Origin of the sequence: Citrobacter youngae, from assembly GCF_003818115.1 — a bacterium.
GTDB lineage: Bacteria > Pseudomonadota > Gammaproteobacteria > Enterobacterales > Enterobacteriaceae > Citrobacter > Citrobacter youngae.
The window spans coordinates 81691-103476 of sequence record NZ_RPOI01000014.1; the positions used below are offsets into that span (position 1 = coordinate 81691).

A 21786-nucleotide genomic window follows, 5' to 3' on the forward strand; every position below is an offset into this window, starting at 1 on the left:
TCTTTTCGCCTTATCCGACCTACATGACAGTTACACACATCGCGTAGGCCTGATAAGCGCAGCGCCATCAGGCATCCCGGCCTCGGCCCTGATTATCGTTTTCCGCTGTGCAGCCAGAACGGTTCCAGTGCAATCGCCTCGTTACGGAAGTGTTCAATTTCAATATATTGGTTGGCCGCAATGGCACGACGTAAGCCCTGCCAAGTAGCGATCCATTCCGATGCGACATTTTCGTCGTAGTATCCCGCCAGCATCAGCATGCTATCAATGTTGCGCGTCAAACGTGGAAGCTGATCGGCGTACTGATCGCCCAACGGCTGCGCAAAAGCGGTTTTCAGCTCAGCGGCATGGCGTGAAAGATGGGTATCAGAGAAGCGCTTAAAGGAGTCGGCAATTTTGCCCTGCGCCTTCGCCTCCAGGAACGGCTGCCATCCTTTGGTCACCAGCCATTCGGTCAGCGCCAGCTTGGCCATTGCCGTTTGCGTACTGTAAACCGCCGAAATAGCAGAAACGTCCGACGCAATGATCGCTTCCGATTGGGTCAGCAAATCACGTAAGTGAGCGCTCGCTTTTCGTGGCACATTACCGCCAAACAGCATCAGTATGTGACGCACCAGACCCATTGCCGCCAGCACCTCGGCTTTCGCCCCTTTCACGCCGCGTACCCACAGCTCTTCGTGATACTGCCACTGTGATAATGCCAGCTCCAGCGCCGCTTCCAGCCCCTGCTCAATGCTCGCCTTCGCCGGAACCTTCAAAATCCGCGTCGGTTTGAGTTCGCGCAGCGCATTCCCCTGGGCCAAATGATAACCGCGCGCTGCTTTGCTCAAACTGCCCTGGCGTAAACCGGTTTGCGAAACCAGCTGGTTTGCCAGCTTCAGTACCGCACGGGTATCGCCGCTTAGCAGTTCAAGTTCAAGCTCACAGATAGGTTCTGCAAACTCGCCCGCTTTCACTTCCCCCAGATCGAGGGCCATTTCAATCCGGCTGCCATCAACATCAACCAACCATTTCTCACGGTAAAAATCGGTGCTGAACAACGGCTGCACTTGAGAAGCAAGTTCAGCGGGCAGCTCGCCATCAGGCCAGACTTCCGTTGGGAACAAGGTGAGATCCAGCTCAGGCGCGTTTAGTGCAACGTTATATTCCGGCCGCTGGTGCAGTCCGCCCGTCACGCGTCCGGCAATTTTCATGGTCATTTCGTAATGACCGTTTTCACCGCGAATACGCAGCCCCATATCGTGACCACGCAACCACGCATCCGGCGTTTCGTAGTAAATATTCAGCAACTGGCTGGGCGCATGATGCTCTCCCCCCAGCGTATTCAAACGTTCACGCAGCGCATCTACAGCGTCACTATTAACGATAAATTTTAATTCGATTTCCTGGGCCATGGTCTTGTACTTATGGGTTATGTCACAGTTGAGAAAACTGACTGCGAACTAAGTTCGTTCTTTATGGTCAGTAGATAGTATTTTGCGCCAAATTGCCATGCAACGAGCAATTTGACGGGCGTAAAAGTTTCGGGTGGTGGCAAAAAGGACACAGATGATTCCGATTGATGTCGAATGCTTTGCGTAGAGACACTGATGCCACTACTATCGTTCCACTTTCTATGACAATAACGACAGCCTGATGCCAAAATTACGCCTGATTGGATTAACTTTACTCGCACTTAGCGCCACTGCAGTCTCTCATGCCGAAGAGAAGCGCTATGTCTCTGACGAACTGAACACCTGGGTCCGCAGCGGTCCGGGAGATAATTATCGCCTCGTGGGTACGGTTAACGCCGGCGAGGAAGTCACGCTATTACAGACCGATGCCAACACCAACTACGCCCAGGTGAAAGACAGCACCGGACGTACCGCCTGGATCCCACTGAAAGAGCTGAACAGTACGCCAAGCCTGCGTACCCGTGTACCCGATCTGGAAAACCAGGTTAAAACACTGACCGATAAGCTCAATAATATCGATACCACATGGAATCAGCGTACCGCCGATATGCAGCAAAAAGTATCGCAAAGCGACAGCGTGATCGACGGGTTGAAGGAAGAAAACCAGAAGCTGAAGAACGAGCTTATCGTGGCGCAAAAGAAGGTAAGCGCAGCCAACCTTCAGCTTGATGACAAACAGCGTACTATCATCATGCAATGGTTTATGTATGGCGGCGGCGTGCTGGGTCTTGGTCTGCTGCTCGGTCTGGTTCTGCCGCACATGATCCCAAGCCGTAAACGCAAAGATCGCTGGATGAACTGAATCGCCTTCTCCGCCACACTGACATATGATTAAGGGATGTTTTTTTCAAAAGGAAAGTGGCGTGAAGATTTATCTGGTCGGTGGTGCTGTTCGGGATGCGTTATTAGGGCTACCGATTAAAGATAAAGATTGGGTCGTTGTCGGTGCCACGCCGCAGGAGATGCTTGACGCGGGCTATCAGCAGGTAGGCCGCGATTTCCCCGTGTTTCTCCACCCACACTCCCGGGAAGAGTATGCGCTGGCGCGCACCGAACGAAAATCGGGCTCAGGTTACACCGGATTCACCTGTTATGCCGCGCCAGATGTGACGCTGGAAGCCGATCTTCAGCGGCGCGACCTGACCATCAACGCAATGGCCCGCGATGACAACGGGGAGATTATCGACCCGTATAACGGACGCGACGATCTGGAAAACCGCCTGCTGCGTCATGTTTCCCCGGCTTTTAGCGAGGATCCACTGCGCGTTCTGCGCGTGGCGCGCTTTGCTGCTCGCTATGCGCACCTTGGCTTTCGTGTTGCTGATGAAACCATGACGCTGATGCGCAACATGGCCGCCGCTGGAGAGCTGGAACACCTGACGCCAGAACGCGTGTGGAAAGAGACAGAAAGCGCCTTAACCACCCGCAACCCACAGGTATTTTTTCAGGTCCTGCGCGATTGCGATGCCCTGCGCGTGCTGTTCCCGGAAGTAGATGCTCTGTTCGGCGTTCCCGCGCCCGCGCAGTGGCATCCGGAAATTGATACCGGTATTCACACGCTGATGACGCTGTCGATGGCAGCCATGTTAAGTCCGGAGGTCGACGTACGTTTCGCCACGCTGTGTCACGATCTCGGTAAAGCATTAACGCCTAAAGCGCTATGGCCGCGCCACCACGGCCACGGTCCGGCGGGCGTTAAGCTGGTCGAGCAACTGTGTCAGCGCCTGCGCGTGCCGAATGACATCCGCGACTTAGCCAAACTGGTAGCCGAGTTCCACGACCTGATTCATACCTTCCCGATCCTGCAACCGAAAACCATCGTTAAGCTGTTTGATTCCATCGATGCGTGGCGCAAACCGCAGCGCGTGGAGCAAATCGCCCTGACCAGTGAGGCCGACGTGCGTGGGCGAACCGGTTTTGAAGCGGCGGATTACCCGCAAGGCAGGCTGTTGCGCGAAGCCTGGCAGGTTGCGCAGGCGGTACCCACGAAAGATGTCGTGGAAGCGGGATTCAAAGGTCAGGCAATTCGTGAAGAACTGACCCGACGTCGCATCGCGGCGGTGGCCAACTGGAAGGAGAAGCGGTGTCCTAAACCCACCGCCTGAACGGATATCACCCGTAGGCCGGATAAGGCGAAACGCCGCCATCCGGCACCACGGTAAGTCATCAGAAGAACACGACGTAAACGGCAGCCGCCACAACAAAGCGGTAAATCGCAAACGGAATGAACGAGATACGCTTAATCAGCTGCAGAAAGGTTTTGATCGCCACCAGCGCCACAATAAACGCGGTCACAAAGCCGACGGCAAACATTGGGATATCTGATGCGCTAAGGAACGACCAGCTCTTGTAGAGATCCAGCGCCGTCGCGCCCATCATCATCGGCACCGCCAGCAGGAAAGAGAATTCAGAGGCCGCGTAACGGCTCACCCCCATCAGCATACCGCCAGAAATCGTCGCACCGGAACGAGAAAAACCCGGCCACAGCGCGAGACACTGAAAACAGCCAATCATAAACGCCTGGCGATATGTCATATCATCCAGACCCGGCGCGCGCGGCTCTTTCGGTTTCAGGCACTCTGCGACAATCAGCAGCACGCCCCCCACCACCAGCGCATACATCACGTTGATCGGATTAAACAGTGACTTGATGGTGTCGTGGAAGACCAGCCCAAGGACAACGGCTGGAATCATCCCCAACAGGATATGCCCCAGCGTCAGCCGACCTTTACCAGTACCTTCATGCGGGGCCTTGCCAAAGTGAATGCCAATTAAACCAAACAGACGTCGCCAGAACATCACCACTACCGCCAGAATGGAACCCAGTTGGATCACGACTTCAAACGTTTTTGCGGTATCGCCCTCAAAACCTAACAAGTGGCCAACAATTATCATATGGCCGGTACTGGAAACGGGTAGGAACTCCGTCAGCCCTTCGACCACACCCAAAATTGCCGCCACCAGCAGCGAGTGCATATCACTCATCAATAAACCCCTAACGAAAGAGAAAAAGCACGGCAAAAAAGAGCCGACGTCAGGACTCTTTTATACCCGTTTGATTTAGAAATTATTAAATTAATTATTTTCTTTCAGATTATTGCCACGCTCAATGACGACCCCGACGTTTGCCGCACGGGCCACCGCACCAAGTTTGCTCAGCTTGATGCGCACCCACGGAGAATTAAAGCGGTTAAGTAGCAAATCCGCCACCTCTTCCGCCACACGTTCTACCAGCGCAAAACGCCCACCTTCCACATGATTAACAACCGTTTGAGCAATATCAGCATAGCTCAGGCAATCAGCCACATCATCGCTTTTAGCTGATTTGCGGTTATCCCATGCCATTTCGATATCGAACACCAACCGTTGTTCGATCGTTTGTTCCCAGTCGTAAACACCAATAGTGGTGATTACAGAAAGTTGCTCTATAAATACAATATCCATCACGACCTGCCTGCTTTTTGGCTAACCCGGATACCACTTCCGGCGAAATATGCGTATTATCCACAGAAGTAGCGTTTTACACGACATTTTCAAAACGGAACAGCTTATGAGTGCAATCGCGCCTGGAATGATTATCTTCGCGTACCTCTGTGGCTCAATTTCCAGTGCTATTCTGGTATGCCGCCTTGCTGGATTGCCGGACCCGCGCGACAGCGGCTCTGGGAATCCGGGCGCGACAAACGTGCTGCGCATCGGTGGCAAGGGAGCCGCCGTCGCGGTACTGATTTTCGACGTCCTGAAAGGTATGTTACCCGTCTGGGGTGCCTATGCGCTAGGCGTCAGCCCCTTCTGGCTGGGATTGATCGCAATCGCCGCCTGTCTGGGACACATTTGGCCGGTATTTTTCGGCTTTAAAGGTGGAAAAGGCGTTGCCACCGCCTTTGGCGCAATTGCGCCGATTGGCTGGGACTTAACCGGCGTGATGGCCGGAACCTGGCTACTAACCGTCCTGTTAAGCGGCTATTCGTCGTTAGGCGCTATCGTCAGTGCGCTGATCGCCCCTTTTTACGTCTGGTGGTTCAATCCCCAGTTCACTTTCCCGGTGTCCATGTTGTCGTGCTTAATTCTGCTTCGTCACCATGACAACATTCAGCGTCTGTGGCGTCGTCAGGAGCCGAAGATCTGGACCAAGCTAAAGAAAAAACGCGAAAAAGACCCCGAGTGATTTTATTGTCGGATAGCGACGCGTCGGCGTCTTATCCGGCCTCGGGGATGTGATACCCCTCCACCGGTTTGCCTAATCGGTTCTGACACCACGTCGCCAGAAACTCCACGCACACGCGAAGCTTCACGCTGCGATACAACGGCTCCTGATAAACCGCCCAGATATTGGCGCTTTGCGCATAGTCCGGTAGCACCCGCACCAGTTCACCGCTAGCCAGAAACGGTTGTACGTCCCATTCAGAACGCAGCATGATCCCTTTTCCCTGCAGCGCCCACTGCAGCACAATCTCACCGCTGTTAGAGGAAAGATGTCCCGCCACCTTAACCGACTTTTTCTCCTGGCCGTTATCCAGTTCCCACACCCCGTGAGTCATATCCCGTTCTTTGGTGACCAGACAATCATGCCGAATTAATTCCTGTAACGTCGTCGGCTCACAGTATTTTTGTAAATACTCCGGCGCTGCGCATAATATCCTTTTATTTTTCGTTAACAAATGAGCAATATAATAATCAGGAATTTCATCATTGATACGAATATCCAAATCGATATTATCCTGCGCCAAATCAATTTGCCGATCGTAAAGTTCAAAATGTACCTGTAATTCAGGATAGCTGTGCATCAATTCGGTAATTGCTGGTGCAATATAACTGCGCCCAAAACCAAAGCTACAGCCGATACGAATCATCCCTGCCGGACGCGTTTTGAGTTGCGTAACGTCATCGACCAGATGCTGATAACCTGCGAGGATCGCCTGCGCATGTTCATAGCAACGTTGACCACTCTCCGTGAGCGCTACGCCACGCGCAGAGCGGCTTAGCAGCGTCGTCCCCAACGTAGACTCAAGGATCTGAATGCGTTTCGTCACAAACGCTGGCGTCTGCCCCAGCGTCGCAGCGGCGGCGCTGAAACTGCCGCTATGCACAATTTCAACCAGCACCTGCAGGTCTTTCGCCAGGGGATACGTGTTCAGCATGATCGGTAATCCGTAATGTGATTAACCGCAGTGTAATTCTCCCATACGTATTAAACCCTGCCCTGGCGCAATTTTTATTGCCTTATCTGGACATCATTCACGAACTGTTAATTAGATATTCACAGTGCCAAATAATATAAAACCACATTTTTAGTGGTAGTTTGTGACGGAGAATTTATTTCCAGACAAATAAAAGAACTGGAGTTAATAAGATGAGCAATCAAAATAACCAACATGCGATAACTACGCTGACGAACATTGTCGCCGACTTTACCGCCATGATTTCTACCCGCATGCCTGACGATGTTGTGGATAAATTAAAACAGCTGCGTGAAGGCGAAACATCAAAGATGGGTAAAATCATCTACCACACCATGTTTGACAACATGCAGAAAGCTATCGACCTGAATCGTCCGGCCTGTCAGGACACCGGTGAAATCATGTTTTTTGTGAAGGTCGGTTCCCGTTTTCCACACCTCGGCGAACTGCAAAGCATTCTGAAACAGGCCGTTGAAGACGCCACGGTAAAAGCGCCGCTGCGCCATAACGCGGTTGAGATTTTTGACGAAGTGAATACCGGAAAAAATACCGGCACCGGTGTGCCGTGGGTCACCTGGGACATCATCCCTGATAACGATGACGCGGAAATCGAAGTCTACATGGCAGGCGGCGGCTGTACGCTGCCGGGGCGCTCGAAAGTGTTAATGCCTTCTGAAGGCTATGAAGGCGTGGTGAAATTTGTCTTCGAAAATATCTCCACGCTGGCAGTCAACGCCTGTCCGCCGGTACTGGTGGGCGTGGGTATTGCCACCTCTGTAGAAACCGCTGCCGTGCTTTCTCGTAAAGCGGTGCTGCGCCCAATCGGATCACGCCATCCAAACCCAAAAGCGGCCGAACTGGAACTGCGCCTGGAAGAAGGGCTTAACCGTCTGGGCATTGGGCCGCAAGGGTTGACCGGGAATAGCTCAGTGATGGGCGTACATATCGAATCCGCCGCGCGCCACCCGTCAACTATCGGCGTTGCCGTCTCTACCGGCTGCTGGGCGCATCGTCGCGGCACGCTGTTGGTTCATGCCGACCTCTCCTTCGAAAACCTGTCTCACACCCGGAGCGCGTTATGAAAAAGATCCTCACAACCCCGATCAAAGCCGAAGATCTGGCTGACATTCGCGTTGGCGATGTCATTTACCTGAGCGGCACGCTGGTGACCTGCCGTGACGTTTGCCACCGCCGCCTGATCGAACTGAAGCGCCCGATTCCTTATGACCTGAACGGCAAAGCCATTTTCCATGCGGGCCCGATCGTCCGTAAGAACGGTGAAAAATGGGAGATGGTCTCCGTCGGCCCAACTACCAGCATGCGTATGGAAGCGTTTGAGAAAGACTTTATCGAGCAGACGGGCGTCAAGCTGGTGGTCGGCAAAGGCGGCATGGGACCGCTGACGGAAGAAGGCTGTAAACAGTTCAAAGCGCTGCACGTCATCTTCCCGGCTGGCTGTGCGGTCGTGGCGGCAACTCAGGTTGAAGAAATTGAAGAGGTACACTGGACCGAACTCGGCATGCCGGAATCTCTGTGGGTATGCCGGGTAAAAGAGTTCGGCCCGCTGATCGTTTCCATCGATACCCACGGTAATAACCTGATTGCCGAAAACAAAAAGCTGTTCGCTGAACGTCGCGATCCTATCGTCGAAGAAATCTGCGAGCACGTGCACTACATCAAATAACCCTCCCGGAGGGGCGTAACGCCTCTCCCTCTTCGCAGGGATACAACAATGGCACCTTTAGCTGGTTGGTGGCGATACCTGGCTCCGCTGGTGGTCATCGCCATTATTGCTGTTCTGCCCGTCCCCACCGGTCTTGAGAGTCACACCTGGCTCTATTTTGCCGTCTTTACCGGTGTGATTGTCGGGCTTATTCTGGAACCTGTACCGGGCGCGGTGGTGGCGATGATTGGCATTTCGATCATCGCCGTCCTTTCGCCGTGGCTGCTGTTCAGCCCGGAGCAACTCGCGCAGGACGGTTTTAAATTTACCGCCAAATCGCTGTCCTGGGCGGTATCGGGCTTTTCAAACTCGGTTATCTGGCTGATCTTCGCGGCCTTTATGTTTGGTACCGGCTATGAGAAAACCGGCCTTGGTCGGCGAATCGCGCTGATGCTGGTGAAAAAGATGGGGCACCGGACGTTATTTCTCGGCTATGCGGTGATGTTCTCCGAACTTATCCTCGCTCCCGTCACGCCTTCCAACTCCGCGCGCGGAGCCGGAATAATCTACCCGATTATCCGCAACCTGCCGCCGCTGTATAACTCGCAGCCCAATAGCGCCAGTTCACGCTCCATTGGCTCGTACATCATGTGGATGGGCATTGTCGCTGACTGCGTTACCAGCGCTATTTTCTTAACGGCGATGGCACCGAACCTGCTGTTGATCGGCCTGATGAAAGGCGCGTCCCACACGGCGCTGAGCTGGGGCGACTGGTTCTTAGGCATGCTGCCGCTGAGCATTTTACTGGTGCTGATCGTGCCGTGGCTGGCGTACGTGCTGTATCCACCGGTGCTGAAATCCGGCGATCAGGTTCCACGTTGGGCGGATACAGAGCTAAAAGCGATGGGACCGCTCTGCGCTCGCGAGAAAAAGATGCTGGTGCTGATGGTCGGCGCGTTAGTGCTGTGGATCTTCGGTGGCGACTACATTGACGCCGCAATGGTCGGATACAGCGTGGTGGCGTTGATGCTGGTACTACGCATCATTAGCTGGGATGACATCGTCAGCAATAAAGCCGCATGGAACGTCTTTTTCTGGCTGGCCTCGCTGATCACGCTGGCCACCGGGCTCAATAACACCGGTTTTATTACCTGGTTCGGCAAGCTGCTGGCAAACGGGCTGAGTGGCTATTCGCCGGTGATGGTGATGGTAGCGCTGATCGTGGTGTTCTATCTGCTGCGTTACTTCTTTGCCAGCGCCACGGCCTATACCTCTGCCCTCGCGCCAATGATGATTGCCGCCGCGCTGGCAATGCCGGAAATCCCATTACCGGTCTTCTGCCTGATGGTCGGCGCCGCCATTGGTCTGGGCAGCATTCTGACCCCATACGCCACCGGTCCCAGCCCTATCTACTACGGCAGCGGCTATTTGCCGACGGTGGATTACTGGCGGCTCGGCGCTATTTTTGGCCTGATTTTCCTCGTGCTGCTGGTGATCACCGGTCTGCTCTGGATGCCCCTCGTTTTACTGTAAACCCCATTGGGGCGGCGTATTGTCGCCCCTTTTTCCATAAGCTTCTCATATGACCCTTTTCCCGATGCGCTGAGGCATACTTTTTTGTATGCAAACACCCTCATGCTGATAAGGGAAACGCTCTGGACACGGTTGCGCACGAGACACTCACACGGGGCTGGCAGGCCGAACTGGATCTGCATTTTACCCGCACCGGGCACAAAACGGTGCTCGCCTCGGCGCGTCATCATGGTCCATTGACGGTTCAGCGTCCGTTTTACCCGGAAGAGGAGGTCTGTCACCTCTATTTGCTGCATCCACCTGCGGGGATCGTTGGCGGGGACGAGCTTCATATTGCCGTCACGCTCGACGAAAACAGCCATGCGTTAATCACCCAGCCCGGCGCGGGCAAGTTTTATCGCAGCCGAGGGCCACAAGCGTTGCTGCGCCAGCACTTTACCCTCGCCTCGCACGCCACGCTGGAGTGGCTGCCGCAGGATACAATCCTCTTTCCCGGTGCCAATGCTGTTATTCAGTCTGTATTTCACATCGCATCAGAGAGCCGCTTGCTGGCCTGGGATCTGCTGTGTCTTGGCCGACCGGTTATGCAGGAAACTTTCAGCCACGGCATGCTGCAAAATCGCCTGGAAGTGTGGCGAGATGGGCAGCCGCTGCTGATAGAACGCTTGATATTGCAGGAGGGGAATCTGAGCGGCGTCGCGCATCATCCCTGGGTCGGCACGTTGCTGTGTTATCCGGCCAACGAACACATGCTGGAGGGCACGCGGGAGCGGCTTATGGCGCTTGGCGATTACGCCGGGGCAACACTTAACGACTCGCTGCTGACAATCCGTTTTCTTGCTAACGACAACCTGGTTGTTCAACGCGTTATGCGTGACATCTGGCAGTTTTTGCGCCCGCTACTGACACACAAAGTGCCCGTACTCCCGCGAATCTGGCAAACCTAAGAGAACCCTTATGGAACTGACCCCCAGAGAAAAAGATAAGTTGTTGCTGTTTACCGCCGCACTGGTGGCGGAACGTCGTCTGGCCCGCGGGCTGAAGCTGAACTACCCGGAATCGGTGGCGCTGATTAGCGCTTTCATCATGGAAGGGGCGCGCGACGGGCAAACTGTGGCCGCGCTGATGGAGGACGGGCGTCACGTGCTGCGCCGCGATCAGGTGATGGAAGGCGTACCGGAAATGATCCCGGATATTCAGGTTGAAGCCACCTTTCCGGACGGATCGAAGCTGGTCACTGTCCACAATCCGATCGTCTAAGGAGCGGCAATGATCCCAGGTGAATATCAGATCGCAAAAGGCAATATCGCGCTTAATCAGGGGCGGGAGATCTGCACGATCGTGGTGGAAAATCATGGCGACAGGCCCATCCAGGTGGGATCGCACTATCACTTTTTCGAAGTGAACCCGGCGCTGCACTTTGACAGGCTGGCCGCACGCGGCTTTCGTCTGAACATTGCTGCGGGCACAGCGGTGCGTTTTGAGCCCGGACAAAAACGCGAAGTCGAACTGGTGCGCGTTGCTGGCGCACAAAGGATCGTGGGTTTTCGCAGCGAAGTGATGGGCGCGCTGGAGGCAGATAATGAGTGACATTTCCCGGCAGGCGTACGCCGACATGTTTGGCCCAACCACCGGCGATAAAGTGCGCCTGGCGGATACCGACCTGTGGATCGAAGTGGAAAAAGACTTCACCACCTACGGCGAAGAGGTCAAATTCGGCGGCGGCAAAGTGATCCGCGACGGCATGGGCCAGGGGCAAATGCGCACCGATGCATGTGTGGATCTGGTAATAACCAACGCGCTGATCGTCGATCACTGGGGGATCGTGAAAGCGGATATCGGTATCAAAGCCGGCAGGATCTTCGCCATCGGCAAGGCAGGTAATCCCGATATTCAGCCCAACGTTACGATCCCGATAGGCGTGGGAACTGAAGTCATCGCCGGGGAAGGCAAGATCGTCACCGCAGGCGGCGTGGATACGCATATTCACTGGATCTGCCCACAGCAGGCGCAAGAGGCGCTGGTTTCCGGTGTGACAACGATGATCGGCGGCGGCACCGGTCCGGCCGCGGGCACTCACGCCACCACCTGTACGCCGGGTCCGTGGTACATCGCTCGCATGCTGCAGGCGGCAGACACGTTACCGGTTAACATCGGTTTACTGGGCAAAGGTAACGGCTCAAATCCTGACGCCCTGCGCGAGCAAATCACCGCGGGCGCCATTGGCCTGAAAATCCATGAAGACTGGGGCGCCACGCCTGCCGCCATCGACTGCGCACTGACCGTGGCCGACGAGATGGACATCCAGGTCGCGCTGCACAGCGACACGCTCAATGAGTCCGGTTTCGTGGAAGATACGCTGGCGGCGATTGGCGATCGCACCATTCATACTTTTCACACCGAAGGCGCGGGCGGCGGTCATGCACCGGATATCATCACCGCCTGCGCGCATCCGAATATCCTGCCCTCCTCTACGAACCCGACGCTGCCCTATACCATCAACACCATCGACGAGCATCTCGACATGCTGATGGTTTGCCACCATCTCGATCCGGATATCGCCGAAGACGTGGCTTTTGCCGAATCACGCATTCGCCGGGAAACGATCGCTGCCGAAGATGTGCTGCATGACATTGGCGCCTTTTCCCTGACCTCGTCCGATTCACAGGCAATGGGGCGCGTGGGCGAAGTGATCCTGCGCACCTGGCAGGTGGCGCACCGCATGAAGGTTCAGCGTGGCCCGTTGGCAGAAGAAACCGGTGACAACGACAACCTGCGCATTAAACGCTACGTCGCCAAATACACCATCAATCCGGCGCTAACCCACGGTATCGCCCATGAAGTCGGCTCCGTTGAGCCTGGCAAACTGGCCGATCTGGTGCTGTGGTCACCGGCATTCTTTGGCGTAAAACCGGCGACGATCGTTAAAGGCGGGATGATCGTCTGTGCGCCGATGGGCGACATCAATGCCTCGATTCCCACCCCACAGCCGGTGCATTACCGCATGATGTTCGGCGCACTTGGCGCAGCGCGGCATCACACCCGGCTGACCTTTATTTCGCAGGCCGCTGATGCGCAAAACATCGCGCAGCAGCTCAACCTGCAAAGCGCCATCGCCGTCGTTAAAGGCTGCAGAACAGTGAAAAAGGCCAACATGATCCACAACGACCTGCAACCCAATATCACCGTCGATGCTCAGACCTACGAGGTGCGTATTGATGGCGAACTGATTACCAGCGAACCGGCAAACGTTTTGCCGATGGCACAACGCTATTTTCTGTTTTAGGAGTGACGATGATCTACCTGACCCAACGCCTTGACCACGCTCACCGCGTCACCGCAAGCGTCACGCTACCCATTGATATGCGGGTAAAAAGTCGTGCCAGAGTGGCGCTGAACGACGGTCGCGAAGCCGGGCTGATGCTACCGCGCGGTTTGCTGTTACGCGGTGGCGACCTGCTGACCACCGACGATGGCAGCGAGGTGATCGAAGTGATCGCCGCGCCGGAGTCGGTTTCCGTGGTGCGCTGCGCCGATCCTTTCCTGCTCGCCAAAGCCTGTTATCACCTCGGCAATCGCCACGTTCCGTTGCAAATTCTGCCGGATGAACTGCGTTACCACCACGATCATGTGCTGGACGCCATGCTGCGTCAGTTCAACCTCGAGGTGACGTTCGCTCAACTACCGTTTGAACCGGAAGCAGGCGCTTATGCCAGTGAATCACACGGGCATCATCACGGCCATGCGCACTGATGCATAACACCCAACAGCTGCGTCTGATGCAGCTTGCCAGCAGCGCACTCCCGGTGGGGTCGTTTACCTGGTCCCAGGGTCTGGAGTGGGCGGTGGAGATTGGCTGGGTGAAAAGCGTCGATGACTTCTCTTACTGGCAAATTCAACAGATGGAGCAAAACTTTTTTACCGTCGACCTACCGCTGCTGGCGAGACTGTATCGCGCCTGCGAGCAGGACGATCTCGATGCCGCACGCCGCTGGAGCGCTTACCTGTTGGCCTGCCGGGAAACCCGCGAACTGCGGGATGAAGAACGCAGTCGGGGCGCGGCGTTTACGCGGCTGGTCACCGACTGGGAGGCGGATTGCTCGCGAGAGTGGCGCACTCTCTTCGCCGACAGCCAGCTTTGCGGCATGGCCTGGCTGGCCGTGCGGTGGAGAATTCCCCTGACCGAGCTGGCGTTAAGCCTCGGCTACAGCTGGATTGAGAGCGCTGTGATGGCTGGCGTCAAGCTGGTTCCTTTTGGACAACAGGCGGCCCAGCGTTTGATTATTGCGCTCTGCGATCGCTATGCGCAGGGTCTGGCACAGGCGCTGGCGACGCCTGACGCCAGTCTCGGCTCCGCTACGCCGTTGGCCGCTATCGCGTCTGCCCGGCATGAAACCCAATATTCCCGATTATTCCGCTCCTGAGGAGAAAAAATGAGTAACAGCAAGCATCCCCTGCGCGTAGGCGTTGGCGGCCCGGTCGGTTCCGGCAAAACGGCGCTGCTGGAAGCGTTATGCAAATCTATGCGCAGCAGCTATCAACTGGCGGTAGTCACCAACGATATCTACACCAAAGAAGATCAGCGCATTCTCACCGAGGCGGGCGCACTGGAGCCAGACAGGATCGTCGGTGTGGAAACCGGCGGCTGCCCGCATACCGCCATCCGCGAAGATGCGTCGATGAATCTGGCTGCCGTAGAGGCGCTGAGCGAGAAATTCGGCAATCTGGATCTGATTTTTGTGGAAAGCGGCGGCGATAACCTGAGCGCCACCTTCAGTCCGGAATTAGCGGATCTGACAATCTATGTGATCGACGTTGCCGAAGGCGAGAAGATCCCGCGTAAGGGAGGCCCGGGGATCACTAAATCCGATTTTCTGGTTATCAATAAAACCGATCTGGCCCCTTACGTCGGCGCCTCGCTGGAGGTGATGGAACGCGATACCCTACGTATGCGCGGCGAGCGTCCGTGGACGTTCAGTAATTTAAAATCCGGAGAGGGTCTGGAAAAAATTATCGCGTTTCTGGAAGAGAAGGGAATGCTGCGGATGTAGCGTCTTGCCCGGTAACATTGCGCCACCGGGCAAAAAATCACGCCGCCGGTAATTCCGCCAGCGGCCAGCGTGGGCGCACGGTTACGCCAAGATCCGCCGTTGCGCCTGCTTTAAAACGCACCATGCCCGCGTAGGCGATCATCGCCCCGTTGTCGGTACAAAATTCCGGACGCGCGTAAAATACTTCGCCACGACGTTTTTGCATCATCTCGGCCAATTTTGCGCGCAGCGTACGGTTCGCGCTCACGCCCCCCGCCATCACCAGACGTTTAAAACCGGTTTGATCCAGCGCGCGTTTGCACTTGATCATCAGCGTATCAACTACCGCATCTTCAAAGGCTCGGGCGATATCTGCGCGCGTCTGATCGTCATTTTCGTTATTACGAATGGTATTCGCGGCAAAGGTTTTCAGCCCGGAGAAGCTGAAATCCAGCCCCGGACGGTCGGTCATCGGGCGCGGGAAGACAAAGCGTTTTTCAACGCCTTGCGAGGCAAGCTTTGACAGCATTGGACCTCCAGGGTAATCCAGCCCCAGCAGCTTGGCGGTTTTGTCGAACGCTTCGCCAGCAGCATCATCAATCGATTCGCCGAGTAATTCATACTGACCGATACCGGTGACGCTGATAAGCTGCGTGTGACCACCAGAAACCAGCAGCGCGACGAACGGGAACGCAGGGGGATTATCTTCCAGCATCGGCGCCAGCAGATGCCCTTCCATATGGTGCACAGGAATTGCTGGTACGCCCCAGGCGAACGCCAGCGAACGTCCTACGGTTGCGCCAACCAGCAGCGCGCCAACCAAACCAGGACCTGCGGTATACGCTACCGCATCAATCTCTTTTGCCGTCAGTCCCGCCTCTTTCAGCGCGGCCTGGATCAGCGGTACGGTTTTACGTACGTGATCGCGCGAGGCCAGTTCTGGCACTACGCCGCCGTAGTCAGCGTGTAATTTCACCTGACTATACAATTGGTTGGCTAAAAGACCTTTTTCATCGTCGTAAATGGCGATGCCGGTTTCATCGCAGGATGTTTCAATACCCAGTACACGCATGACTTGTTTTACCTCGCTCTATTACCGCGCAGTGTAGGACCAATGCGGGTTGATGTAAAACTTTGTTCGCCCCAGGAGTTCCGCTCGTGTATACTCCTTGTCCTTATAAAAGTCCCTTTCAAAATCGCGTCGGTGCTTTACAAAGCAGCAGCAATTGCAGTAAAATTCCGCACCATTTTGAAATAAGCTGGCGTTGATGCCAGCGGCAAACCGAATTTATTAAAGGTGAGAGTTACATGCCGGTAATTAAAGTACGTGAAAACGAGCCGTTCGACGTAGCACTGCGTCGCTTCAAGCGTTCATGCGAAAAAGCAGGTGTTCTGGCGGAAGTTCGTCGTCGTGAGTTCTATGAAAAACCGACTACCGAACGTAAGCGCGCTAAAGCTTCTGCTGTGAAACGTCACGCGAAGAAACTGGCTCGCGAAAACGCACGCCGCACTCGTCTGTACTAATCTATTGAGAGCCAAAGCTCTCAATTCAGACTGAGTTGTAGTTGTAAGGCCGTGCTTCCGGAAGGAATGCGCGGCTTATTTTCGTTTATGCATTGGCATATACACAAAATCATTCAGTATGCATCAAGGCGGCAAGTGAGTGAAGCCCCGGAGCTTACATAAGTAAGTGACAGGGGTGAGCGAGCGCAGCCAACACAGAGGCAGGCTGAAGGATGAAGTGTATAAAAGGGGCATATGGCTGGACGAATTCCACGCGTATTTATCAATGACCTGCTGGCAAGAACCGACATCGTCGATCTCATCGACGCGCGGGTAAAGCTGAAAAAGCAGGGCAAAAATTATCACGCGTGCTGTCCGTTCCATAACGAAAAAACCCCCTCTTTCACCGTAAACGGTGAAAAACAGTTTTATCACTGCTTTGGGTGTGGCGCGCACGGCAACGCCGTCGACTTTCTCATGAACTACGACAAGCTCGAGTTTGTGGAAACCGTCGAAGAACTGGCCGCAATGCACAACCTTGAAGTGCCCTATGAAGCAGGCAGTGGCCCCAGTCAGATAGAGCGCCATCAACGGCAAAGCCTTTATCAATTGATGGACGGCCTGAACACTTTTTATCAACAGTCTTTGATGCAGCCCGCCGCTACCCCTGCGCGCCAGTACCTGGAAAAGCGAGGATTAAGTAGCGACGTTATCACCCGTTTTGCTATTGGTTTTGCGCCCCCCGGCTGGGACAACGTCCTGAAACGGTTTGGCGGTAATGCTGAGAATCGCAAATCGCTGGTCGATGCGGGGATGTTGGTTACCAACGATCAGGGACGCAGTTACGATCGCTTTCGCGAACGGGTGATGTTCCCCATCCGCGACAAACGTGGTCGGGTCATTGGTTTTGGTGGACGCGTGCTGGGCGATGCCCTGCCGAAGTATCTGAACTCCCCGGAAACCGATATTTTCCATAAAGGTCGCCAGCTGTATGGCCTTTATGAAGCCCAGCAGGATAACGCCGATCCGCAGCGCCTGTTAGTGGTAGAAGGCTATATGGATGTGGTGGCGCTGGCGCAATACGGCATTAACTACGCCGTGGCATCCCTTGGGACATCCACCACCGCCGATCACATTCAGCTGTTGTTCCGCGCGACGAACAACGTAATTTGCTGTTACGACGGCGACCGCGCCGGGCGCGACGCAGCATGGCGCGCGCTGGAAACCGCACTGCCCTATATGACAGACGGACGCCAGCTACGCTTTATGTTTTTACCTGACGGCGAAGATCCCGATACGCTGGTGCGTAAAGAAGGGAAAGAGGCCTTTGAAGCCCGGATGGAGCAGGCGCTGCCGCTCTCTGCGTTTTTATTTAACAGCCTGTTGCCGCAGGTGGATTTGAGTACCCCAGACGGACGCGCACAGCTCAGCACGCTGGCATTACCGCTGATTACTCAGGTACCAGGCGAAACGTTGCGCATTTACCTGCGACAGGAGTTGGGAAACAAGCTCGGCATTCTGGATGACAGCCAGCTTGAACGTTTAATGCCAAAACTGGCAGAAAATGGGGCTTCCCGCCCGGTTCCACAGCTAAAACGTACGACCATGCGTATACTTATAGGGTTACTGGTGCAAAACCCGGAGCTCGCCCCGCTGGTTCCACCGTTAGGCGCACTGGATAGCAATAAGCTGCCTGGACTTGGCTTATTCAGAGAACTGGTCAACACTTGTCTGGCTCAGCCAGGTCTGACCACCGGACAACTTTTAGAGCACTATCGTGGCACAAATGATGCTGCGACCCTTGAAAAACTGTCGATGTGGGACGATATAGCAGATAAAGATATCGCAGAAAAAACCTTCACCGACTCACTCAACCATATGTTTGATTCGATGCTTGAACTGCGCCAGGAAGAGTTGATAGCTCGTGAGCGCACACACGGTTTAAGCAGCGAAGAACGCCGGGAACTCTGGACGCTGAACCAGGAACTGGCCAGGAAATAAGAGAAAGACAAAATCATTCGCGTTGTATCAAGGCAGCAAGTAAACGAACGCAGCTAACGCAGAGACAACGTGAAAGATGAAGTATTTAACGGCTTAACTGCCGAATATCGATCGGGAAGCCCCCGACAGCCGCACGGAGAGGCAGCGGCAAAATATAAGTATGCCCTCGTTTTGCCGTTGGCGGTTTTACCGCCCAACACCAATCAAACGAATTAAGTGTGGATACCGTCTTATGGAGCAAAACCCGCAGTCACAGCTGAAGCTTCTTGTCCAACGTGGTAAGGAGCAAGGCTATCTGACCTATGCCGAGGTCAATGACCATCTGCCGGAAGATATCGTCGATTCAGATCAAATCAAAGACATCATCCAAATGATCAATGACATGGGTATTCAGGTGATGGAAGAAGCACCTGATGCCGATGATCTGCTGCTTGCTGAAACCTCCAACAGCACCGATGAAGACGCGGAAGAAGCGGCTGCCCAGGTTCTGTCCAGCGTTGAGTCCGAAATCGGTCGTACAACTGACCCGGTCCGCATGTACATGCGTGAAATGGGTACCGTTGAACTGTTAACCCGTGAAGGCGAAATCGACATCGCTAAACGCATCGAAGACGGGATTAACCAGGTTCAATGCTCCGTTGCCGAATACCCGGAAGCTATCACCTACCTGCTTGAGCAGTACGATCGCGTTGAAGCTGAAGAAGCACGTCTTTCCGATCTGATCACCGGCTTTGTCGATCCGAACGCGGAAGAAGACATGGCGCCAACGGCGACGCACGTCGGTTCTGAACTCTCTCAGGAAGAGATGGACGACGATGAAGACGAAGATGAAGAAGAAGACGACGACAGCAGCGATGACGACAACAGCATCGACCCTGAATTAGCGCGTGAAAAATTCGGTGAACTGCGTACTCAGTACGAAATCACCCGCGACACTATCAAAGCGAAAGGCCGCAGCCATGCAGCCGCGCAGGAAGAAATTCAGAAGCTGTCCGAAGTGTTCAAACAGTTCCGCCTGGTACCGAAGCAGTTCGACTACCTGGTAAACAGCATGCGCGTCATGATGGACCGCGTGCGTACTCAGGAACGTCTGATCATGAAGCTCTGCGTTGAGCAGTGCAAAATGCCGAAGAAAAACTTCATCACCCTGTTTACTGGCAACGAAACCAGCGAAACCTGGTTCAACGCGGCAATCGCGATGAACAAGCCGTGGTCTGAAAAACTGCACGATGTGGCAGATGACGTTCACCGCGGCCTGCAGAAACTGCAGCAGATTGAAGAAGAAACCGGCCTGACCATCGAGCAGGTTAAAGATATCAACCGTCGCATGTCCATCGGTGAAGCGAAAGCCCGCCGTGCGAAAAAAGAGATGGTTGAAGCGAACTTACGTCTGGTTATCTCTATCGCTAAAAAATACACCAACCGTGGCCTGCAGTTCCTGGATCTGATTCAGGAAGGTAACATCGGTCTGATGAAAGCGGTTGATAAGTTTGAATACCGTCGTGGTTACAAGTTCTCCACCTACGCAACCTGGTGGATCCGTCAGGCGATCACCCGTTCGATCGCGGATCAGGCGCGTACCATCCGTATCCCGGTGCATATGATTGAGACCATTAACAAGCTCAACCGTATCTCCCGTCAGATGCTGCAAGAGATGGGCCGCGAGCCGACGCCGGAAGAACTGGCTGAACGCATGCTGATGCCGGAAGATAAGATCCGTAAAGTGTTGAAGATCGCGAAAGAGCCTATCTCCATGGAAACGCCGATCGGCGACGATGAAGATTCGCATCTGGGTGATTTCATCGAGGATACCACCCTCGAGCTACCGCTGGACTCCGCGACCACCGAGAGCCTGCGTGCCGCAACGCATGACGTTCTGGCTGGCCTGACCGCTCGTGAAGCGAAAGTTCTGCGTATGCGTTTCGGTATCGATATGAACACTGACCACACGCTGGAAGAAGTGGGTAAACAGTTCGACGTTACCCGTGAACGTATCCGTCAGATCGAAGCGAAGGCGCTGCGTAAACTGCGTCACCCGAGCCGCTCTGAAGTACTGCGTAGCTTCCTCGACGATTAATCTCGCCACATAAGCATAAACGCCACCGCAAGGTGGCGTTTTTCTTTATAGTCCCCGCCTGAGCAGGGCGTCGTTCACTTCCCGATACGCTTCCACCAGTTTATCCAGCGTGATCCGGCTTAACCCGCTGGGATTCGGCAATACCCATAATTGCGTCGCGCCAATGGTCAACGTCTGCTTCCCCCACTGCGCCCCACGCTGGCTAAGGCCCTGCTCAAAGGCCTGCTTACCGAGGATTGCGAGCGCGGCTGGCTGATACTCTTCTATTTTCTCAATAAGCAGACGACCGCCGCTACGCATTTCCTGTAGCTTCACTTCATTGGCTTGTACCGTTGGTCTGTCGACAAACTTAGTCACGCCGCAGCGGAAATCCAGCAGATGCTGTGCCTCTTCAGGTTTAAGCTGGCGATCGGTAAATCCCGCCTGATGGATAACCTTCCAGAAGCGATTCGCGGGATGCGCAAAGGGAAATCCTGTACCCGCAGAAGAGAGCCCCGGATTGATGCCGCAAAATACTACCCGCAGCCCCGGTGCCAGTATGTCCTTAACCATAATTACTCCGAACAATACATCAAGGGACAAGTATAACGGACTGAAAATACATTGTTTATAAAAACAGCATCCGTACGCTTATGTCTGGATTGCAACGCGGAGTTACTTTATAATCCACCGCCACGGCCCCTTAGCTCAGTGGTTAGAGCAGGCGACTCATAATCGCTTGGTCGCTGGTTCAAGTCCAGCAGGGGCCACCAAATAAAACAAGGACTTGCGAGAAATCGCAGGTCCTTTTTGTTATGGGAAATATATTCAATTGTTGGCAAACCAATAATTGAGTAGTTCGGGATGTGTAATGGTCTCTGGGAACACGCCACGCGGGGAATAAGGTATATCATGCGATACGCCAGCCCATATTGCTGGCATGCCATTAGGACGCTACCATCAGAGATGGAAACGTCCGTTAGCGTTTTATTCGATAGTCAGCTCACACGAGTTCTTTGAGCTGCTCCTGCATATAGGTCGAAAAATACTCTGGATTCTTGATAAGGATACGGTTACCGGAGGCGACTTTTTCTGCCCATCCGGCTACTTTTTTCGTGAACTCAGGATTCCATCCCTCCTGCTCACCCCGTGCCATTACAACTTCCGGACTCGCTGGCACACCTAAGTCATGCAAATACTTTAGGATTCCCTTAGCGGTACTTTCATCCATTGAATGGGGTACTGACGCCGAAGTGTTCATACCACCAATAAAATCCAATGCTTTCTCAATTGCTGTTGGCATGCTCTTATCCTTAAAATTAACCACGTGAGAGACACATTTATACTATGTACCCAACTCCGCCGG

The 21786-nt window shown here is 54.4% G+C and carries 23 protein-coding genes and 1 tRNA gene; 17 read left to right on the forward strand and 7 right to left on the reverse strand.

From position 1 onward, the window contains the following. Positions 1-92 precede the first annotated feature (92 nt). A complete protein-coding gene (locus EHN13_RS11765; protein ID WP_124021426.1) occupies positions 93-1394 on the reverse strand; it encodes a CYTH domain-containing protein in 1302 nt (433 codons plus the stop codon). Between the two features lie 241 nt (positions 1395-1635). Here EHN13_RS11765 and EHN13_RS11770 point away from each other — a divergent pair, with 241 nt between their 5' ends. Together EHN13_RS11770 and EHN13_RS11775 are read left to right on the forward strand one after the other, a co-directional pair. Then, positions 1636-2256, forward strand: coding sequence for a TIGR04211 family SH3 domain-containing protein (locus EHN13_RS11770; RefSeq protein ID WP_048213254.1), 621 nt, complete (start codon positions 1636-1638; stop codon positions 2254-2256). A 61-nt stretch (positions 2257-2317) separates the two neighbouring features. Next, the gene (locus EHN13_RS11775) at positions 2318-3559 is read left to right on the forward strand and encodes a multifunctional CCA addition/repair protein (RefSeq protein ID WP_124021427.1); all 1242 of its coding nucleotides are present in this window, start codon (positions 2318-2320) and stop codon (positions 3557-3559) included. A 61-nt stretch (positions 3560-3620) separates the two neighbouring features. Here EHN13_RS11775 and bacA read toward each other — a convergent pair whose 3' ends face one another. Both bacA and folB read right to left on the reverse strand, forming a co-directional pair. After that, the gene (bacA, locus tag EHN13_RS11780) at positions 3621-4439 is read right to left on the reverse strand and encodes an undecaprenyl-diphosphate phosphatase (RefSeq protein WP_048213256.1); all 819 of its coding nucleotides are present in this window, start codon (positions 4437-4439) and stop codon (positions 3621-3623) included. Between the two features lie 90 nt (positions 4440-4529). Further along, entirely contained in the window at positions 4530-4898 is a 369-nt protein-coding gene (gene folB / locus EHN13_RS11785) for a bifunctional dihydroneopterin aldolase/7,8-dihydroneopterin epimerase (RefSeq protein WP_124021428.1), read from the reverse strand. Positions 4899-5004: 106 nt separating this feature from the next. Here folB and plsY point away from each other — a divergent pair, with 106 nt between their 5' ends. Next, complete coding sequence (plsY, locus tag EHN13_RS11790) at positions 5005-5622, forward strand: glycerol-3-phosphate 1-O-acyltransferase PlsY (RefSeq protein ID WP_003024662.1); 618 nt, start codon at positions 5005-5007, stop codon at positions 5620-5622. 31 nt (positions 5623-5653) lie between these two features. Here the strand turns inward: plsY and ttdR are convergent, their stop codons facing one another. Then, positions 5654-6595, reverse strand: a complete 942-nt coding sequence (ttdR, locus tag EHN13_RS11795) for an L-tartrate utilization transcriptional activator TtdR (protein WP_124021429.1) — start codon at positions 6593-6595, stop codon at positions 5654-5656. A 212-nt stretch (positions 6596-6807) separates the two neighbouring features. On the opposite strand from ttdR, the gene ttdA reads away from it, so the two are divergent. From ttdA to ureG, 10 genes are all read left to right on the forward strand, one after another. Further along, complete coding sequence (gene ttdA, locus EHN13_RS11800; protein ID WP_116360749.1) at positions 6808-7716, forward strand: L(+)-tartrate dehydratase subunit alpha; 909 nt, start codon at positions 6808-6810, stop codon at positions 7714-7716. Next, the gene (ttdB, locus tag EHN13_RS11805; RefSeq protein ID WP_101742461.1) at positions 7713-8318 is read left to right on the forward strand and encodes a L(+)-tartrate dehydratase subunit beta; all 606 of its coding nucleotides are present in this window, start codon (positions 7713-7715) and stop codon (positions 8316-8318) included. The genes ttdA and ttdB overlap by 4 nt, the downstream gene beginning before the upstream one ends. A 48-nt stretch (positions 8319-8366) precedes the next feature. Beyond that, positions 8367-9830 (forward strand): anion permease, encoded by a 1464-nt coding sequence (locus tag EHN13_RS11810; protein ID WP_124021430.1) that lies wholly within the window; start codon positions 8367-8369, stop codon positions 9828-9830. A gap of 122 nt (positions 9831-9952) precedes the next feature. Next, a complete protein-coding gene (locus EHN13_RS11815) occupies positions 9953-10777 on the forward strand; it encodes an urease accessory protein UreD (protein ID WP_197724099.1) in 825 nt (274 codons plus the stop codon). Positions 10778-10787: 10 nt separating this feature from the next. Continuing rightward, positions 10788-11090 (forward strand): urease subunit gamma, encoded by a 303-nt coding sequence (locus EHN13_RS11820; protein ID WP_003024678.1) that lies wholly within the window; start codon positions 10788-10790, stop codon positions 11088-11090. Between the two features lie 9 nt (positions 11091-11099). Further along, positions 11100-11420: an urease subunit beta gene (locus EHN13_RS11825; RefSeq protein WP_124021432.1), complete on the forward strand. Its 321-nt coding sequence runs from the start codon at positions 11100-11102 to the stop codon at positions 11418-11420. Then, positions 11413-13116, forward strand: coding sequence for an urease subunit alpha (ureC, locus tag EHN13_RS11830; protein WP_124021433.1), 1704 nt, complete (start codon positions 11413-11415; stop codon positions 13114-13116). Before EHN13_RS11825 ends, ureC begins: the two co-directional genes overlap by 8 nt. A gap of 8 nt (positions 13117-13124) precedes the next feature. After that, positions 13125-13583, forward strand: a complete 459-nt coding sequence (ureE, locus tag EHN13_RS11835) for an urease accessory protein UreE (RefSeq protein WP_003024684.1) — start codon at positions 13125-13127, stop codon at positions 13581-13583. Beyond that, positions 13583-14254 (forward strand): urease accessory protein UreF, encoded by a 672-nt coding sequence (locus EHN13_RS11840; protein WP_124021434.1) that lies wholly within the window; start codon positions 13583-13585, stop codon positions 14252-14254. The genes ureE and EHN13_RS11840 overlap by 1 nt, the downstream gene beginning before the upstream one ends. 9 nt (positions 14255-14263) lie before the next feature. Then, positions 14264-14881 (forward strand): urease accessory protein UreG, encoded by a 618-nt coding sequence (gene ureG / locus EHN13_RS11845; protein WP_124021435.1) that lies wholly within the window; start codon positions 14264-14266, stop codon positions 14879-14881. 37 nt (positions 14882-14918) lie between these two features. On the opposite strand, the gene tsaD is transcribed toward ureG, so the two are convergent. Further along, positions 14919-15932 (reverse strand): tRNA (adenosine(37)-N6)-threonylcarbamoyltransferase complex transferase subunit TsaD, encoded by a 1014-nt coding sequence (tsaD, locus tag EHN13_RS11850; RefSeq protein ID WP_003024694.1) that lies wholly within the window; start codon positions 15930-15932, stop codon positions 14919-14921. Between the two features lie 236 nt (positions 15933-16168). Here tsaD and rpsU point away from each other — a divergent pair, with 236 nt between their 5' ends. From rpsU to rpoD, 3 genes are all read left to right on the forward strand, one after another. Continuing rightward, positions 16169-16384, forward strand: coding sequence for a 30S ribosomal protein S21 (gene rpsU / locus EHN13_RS11855; RefSeq protein WP_001144069.1), 216 nt, complete (start codon positions 16169-16171; stop codon positions 16382-16384). A 234-nt stretch (positions 16385-16618) separates the two neighbouring features. Further along, positions 16619-18364 carry a DNA primase gene (dnaG, locus tag EHN13_RS11860; RefSeq protein WP_048213264.1) on the forward strand — a complete coding sequence of 582 codons (1746 nt, stop codon included), beginning with the start codon at positions 16619-16621 and terminating at the stop codon, positions 18362-18364. 232 nt (positions 18365-18596) lie between these two features. Next, the gene (gene rpoD / locus EHN13_RS11865) at positions 18597-20441 is read left to right on the forward strand and encodes an RNA polymerase sigma factor RpoD (RefSeq protein WP_124021436.1); all 1845 of its coding nucleotides are present in this window, start codon (positions 18597-18599) and stop codon (positions 20439-20441) included. Between the two features lie 45 nt (positions 20442-20486). On the opposite strand, the gene mug is transcribed toward rpoD, so the two are convergent. Continuing rightward, positions 20487-20993, reverse strand: coding sequence for a G/U mismatch-specific DNA glycosylase (gene mug, locus EHN13_RS11870; RefSeq protein ID WP_048213266.1), 507 nt, complete (start codon positions 20991-20993; stop codon positions 20487-20489). Between the two features lie 124 nt (positions 20994-21117). On the opposite strand from mug, the gene EHN13_RS11875 reads away from it, so the two are divergent. Further along, positions 21118-21193 (forward strand) — tRNA-Ile (locus tag EHN13_RS11875). Between the two features lie 230 nt (positions 21194-21423). On the opposite strand, the gene EHN13_RS11880 is transcribed toward EHN13_RS11875, so the two are convergent. Beyond that, positions 21424-21747, reverse strand: a complete 324-nt coding sequence (locus tag EHN13_RS11880; RefSeq protein ID WP_001573898.1) for a DUF1889 family protein — start codon at positions 21745-21747, stop codon at positions 21424-21426. Positions 21748-21786 lie beyond the last annotated feature (39 nt).

Bases quoted from the DNA above. Each gene is read 5' to 3' on its own strand.
- ureE (WP_003024684.1), top strand. From the start codon at position 13,125: ATGATCTACCTGACCCAACGCCTTGACCACGCTCACCGCGTCACCGCA.
- bacA (WP_048213256.1), bottom strand. From the start codon at position 4,439: ATGAGTGATATGCACTCGCTGCTGGTGGCGGCAATTTTGGGTGTGGTC.
- EHN13_RS11770 (WP_048213254.1), top strand. From the start codon at position 1,636: ATGCCAAAATTACGCCTGATTGGATTAACTTTACTCGCACTTAGCGCC.
- ureC (WP_124021433.1), top strand. From the start codon at position 11,413: ATGAGTGACATTTCCCGGCAGGCGTACGCCGACATGTTTGGCCCAACC.
- EHN13_RS11765 (WP_124021426.1), bottom strand. From the start codon at position 1,394: ATGGCCCAGGAAATCGAATTAAAATTTATCGTTAATAGTGACGCTGTA.
- mug (WP_048213266.1), bottom strand. From the start codon at position 20,993: ATGGTTAAGGACATACTGGCACCGGGGCTGCGGGTAGTATTTTGCGGC.
- ttdA (WP_116360749.1), top strand. From the start codon at position 6,808: ATGAGCAATCAAAATAACCAACATGCGATAACTACGCTGACGAACATT.
- plsY (WP_003024662.1), top strand. From the start codon at position 5,005: ATGAGTGCAATCGCGCCTGGAATGATTATCTTCGCGTACCTCTGTGGC.
- EHN13_RS11810 (WP_124021430.1), top strand. From the start codon at position 8,367: ATGGCACCTTTAGCTGGTTGGTGGCGATACCTGGCTCCGCTGGTGGTC.
- dnaG (WP_048213264.1), top strand. From the start codon at position 16,619: ATGGCTGGACGAATTCCACGCGTATTTATCAATGACCTGCTGGCAAGA.
- ureG (WP_124021435.1), top strand. From the start codon at position 14,264: ATGAGTAACAGCAAGCATCCCCTGCGCGTAGGCGTTGGCGGCCCGGTC.
- ttdB (WP_101742461.1), top strand. From the start codon at position 7,713: ATGAAAAAGATCCTCACAACCCCGATCAAAGCCGAAGATCTGGCTGAC.
- rpsU (WP_001144069.1), top strand. From the start codon at position 16,169: ATGCCGGTAATTAAAGTACGTGAAAACGAGCCGTTCGACGTAGCACTG.
- folB (WP_124021428.1), bottom strand. From the start codon at position 4,898: ATGGATATTGTATTTATAGAGCAACTTTCTGTAATCACCACTATTGGT.
- EHN13_RS11840 (WP_124021434.1), top strand. From the start codon at position 13,583: ATGCATAACACCCAACAGCTGCGTCTGATGCAGCTTGCCAGCAGCGCA.
- EHN13_RS11820 (WP_003024678.1), top strand. From the start codon at position 10,788: ATGGAACTGACCCCCAGAGAAAAAGATAAGTTGTTGCTGTTTACCGCC.
- rpoD (WP_124021436.1), top strand. From the start codon at position 18,597: ATGGAGCAAAACCCGCAGTCACAGCTGAAGCTTCTTGTCCAACGTGGT.
- ttdR (WP_124021429.1), bottom strand. From the start codon at position 6,595: ATGCTGAACACGTATCCCCTGGCGAAAGACCTGCAGGTGCTGGTTGAA.
- tsaD (WP_003024694.1), bottom strand. From the start codon at position 15,932: ATGCGTGTACTGGGTATTGAAACATCCTGCGATGAAACCGGCATCGCC.
- EHN13_RS11825 (WP_124021432.1), top strand. From the start codon at position 11,100: ATGATCCCAGGTGAATATCAGATCGCAAAAGGCAATATCGCGCTTAAT.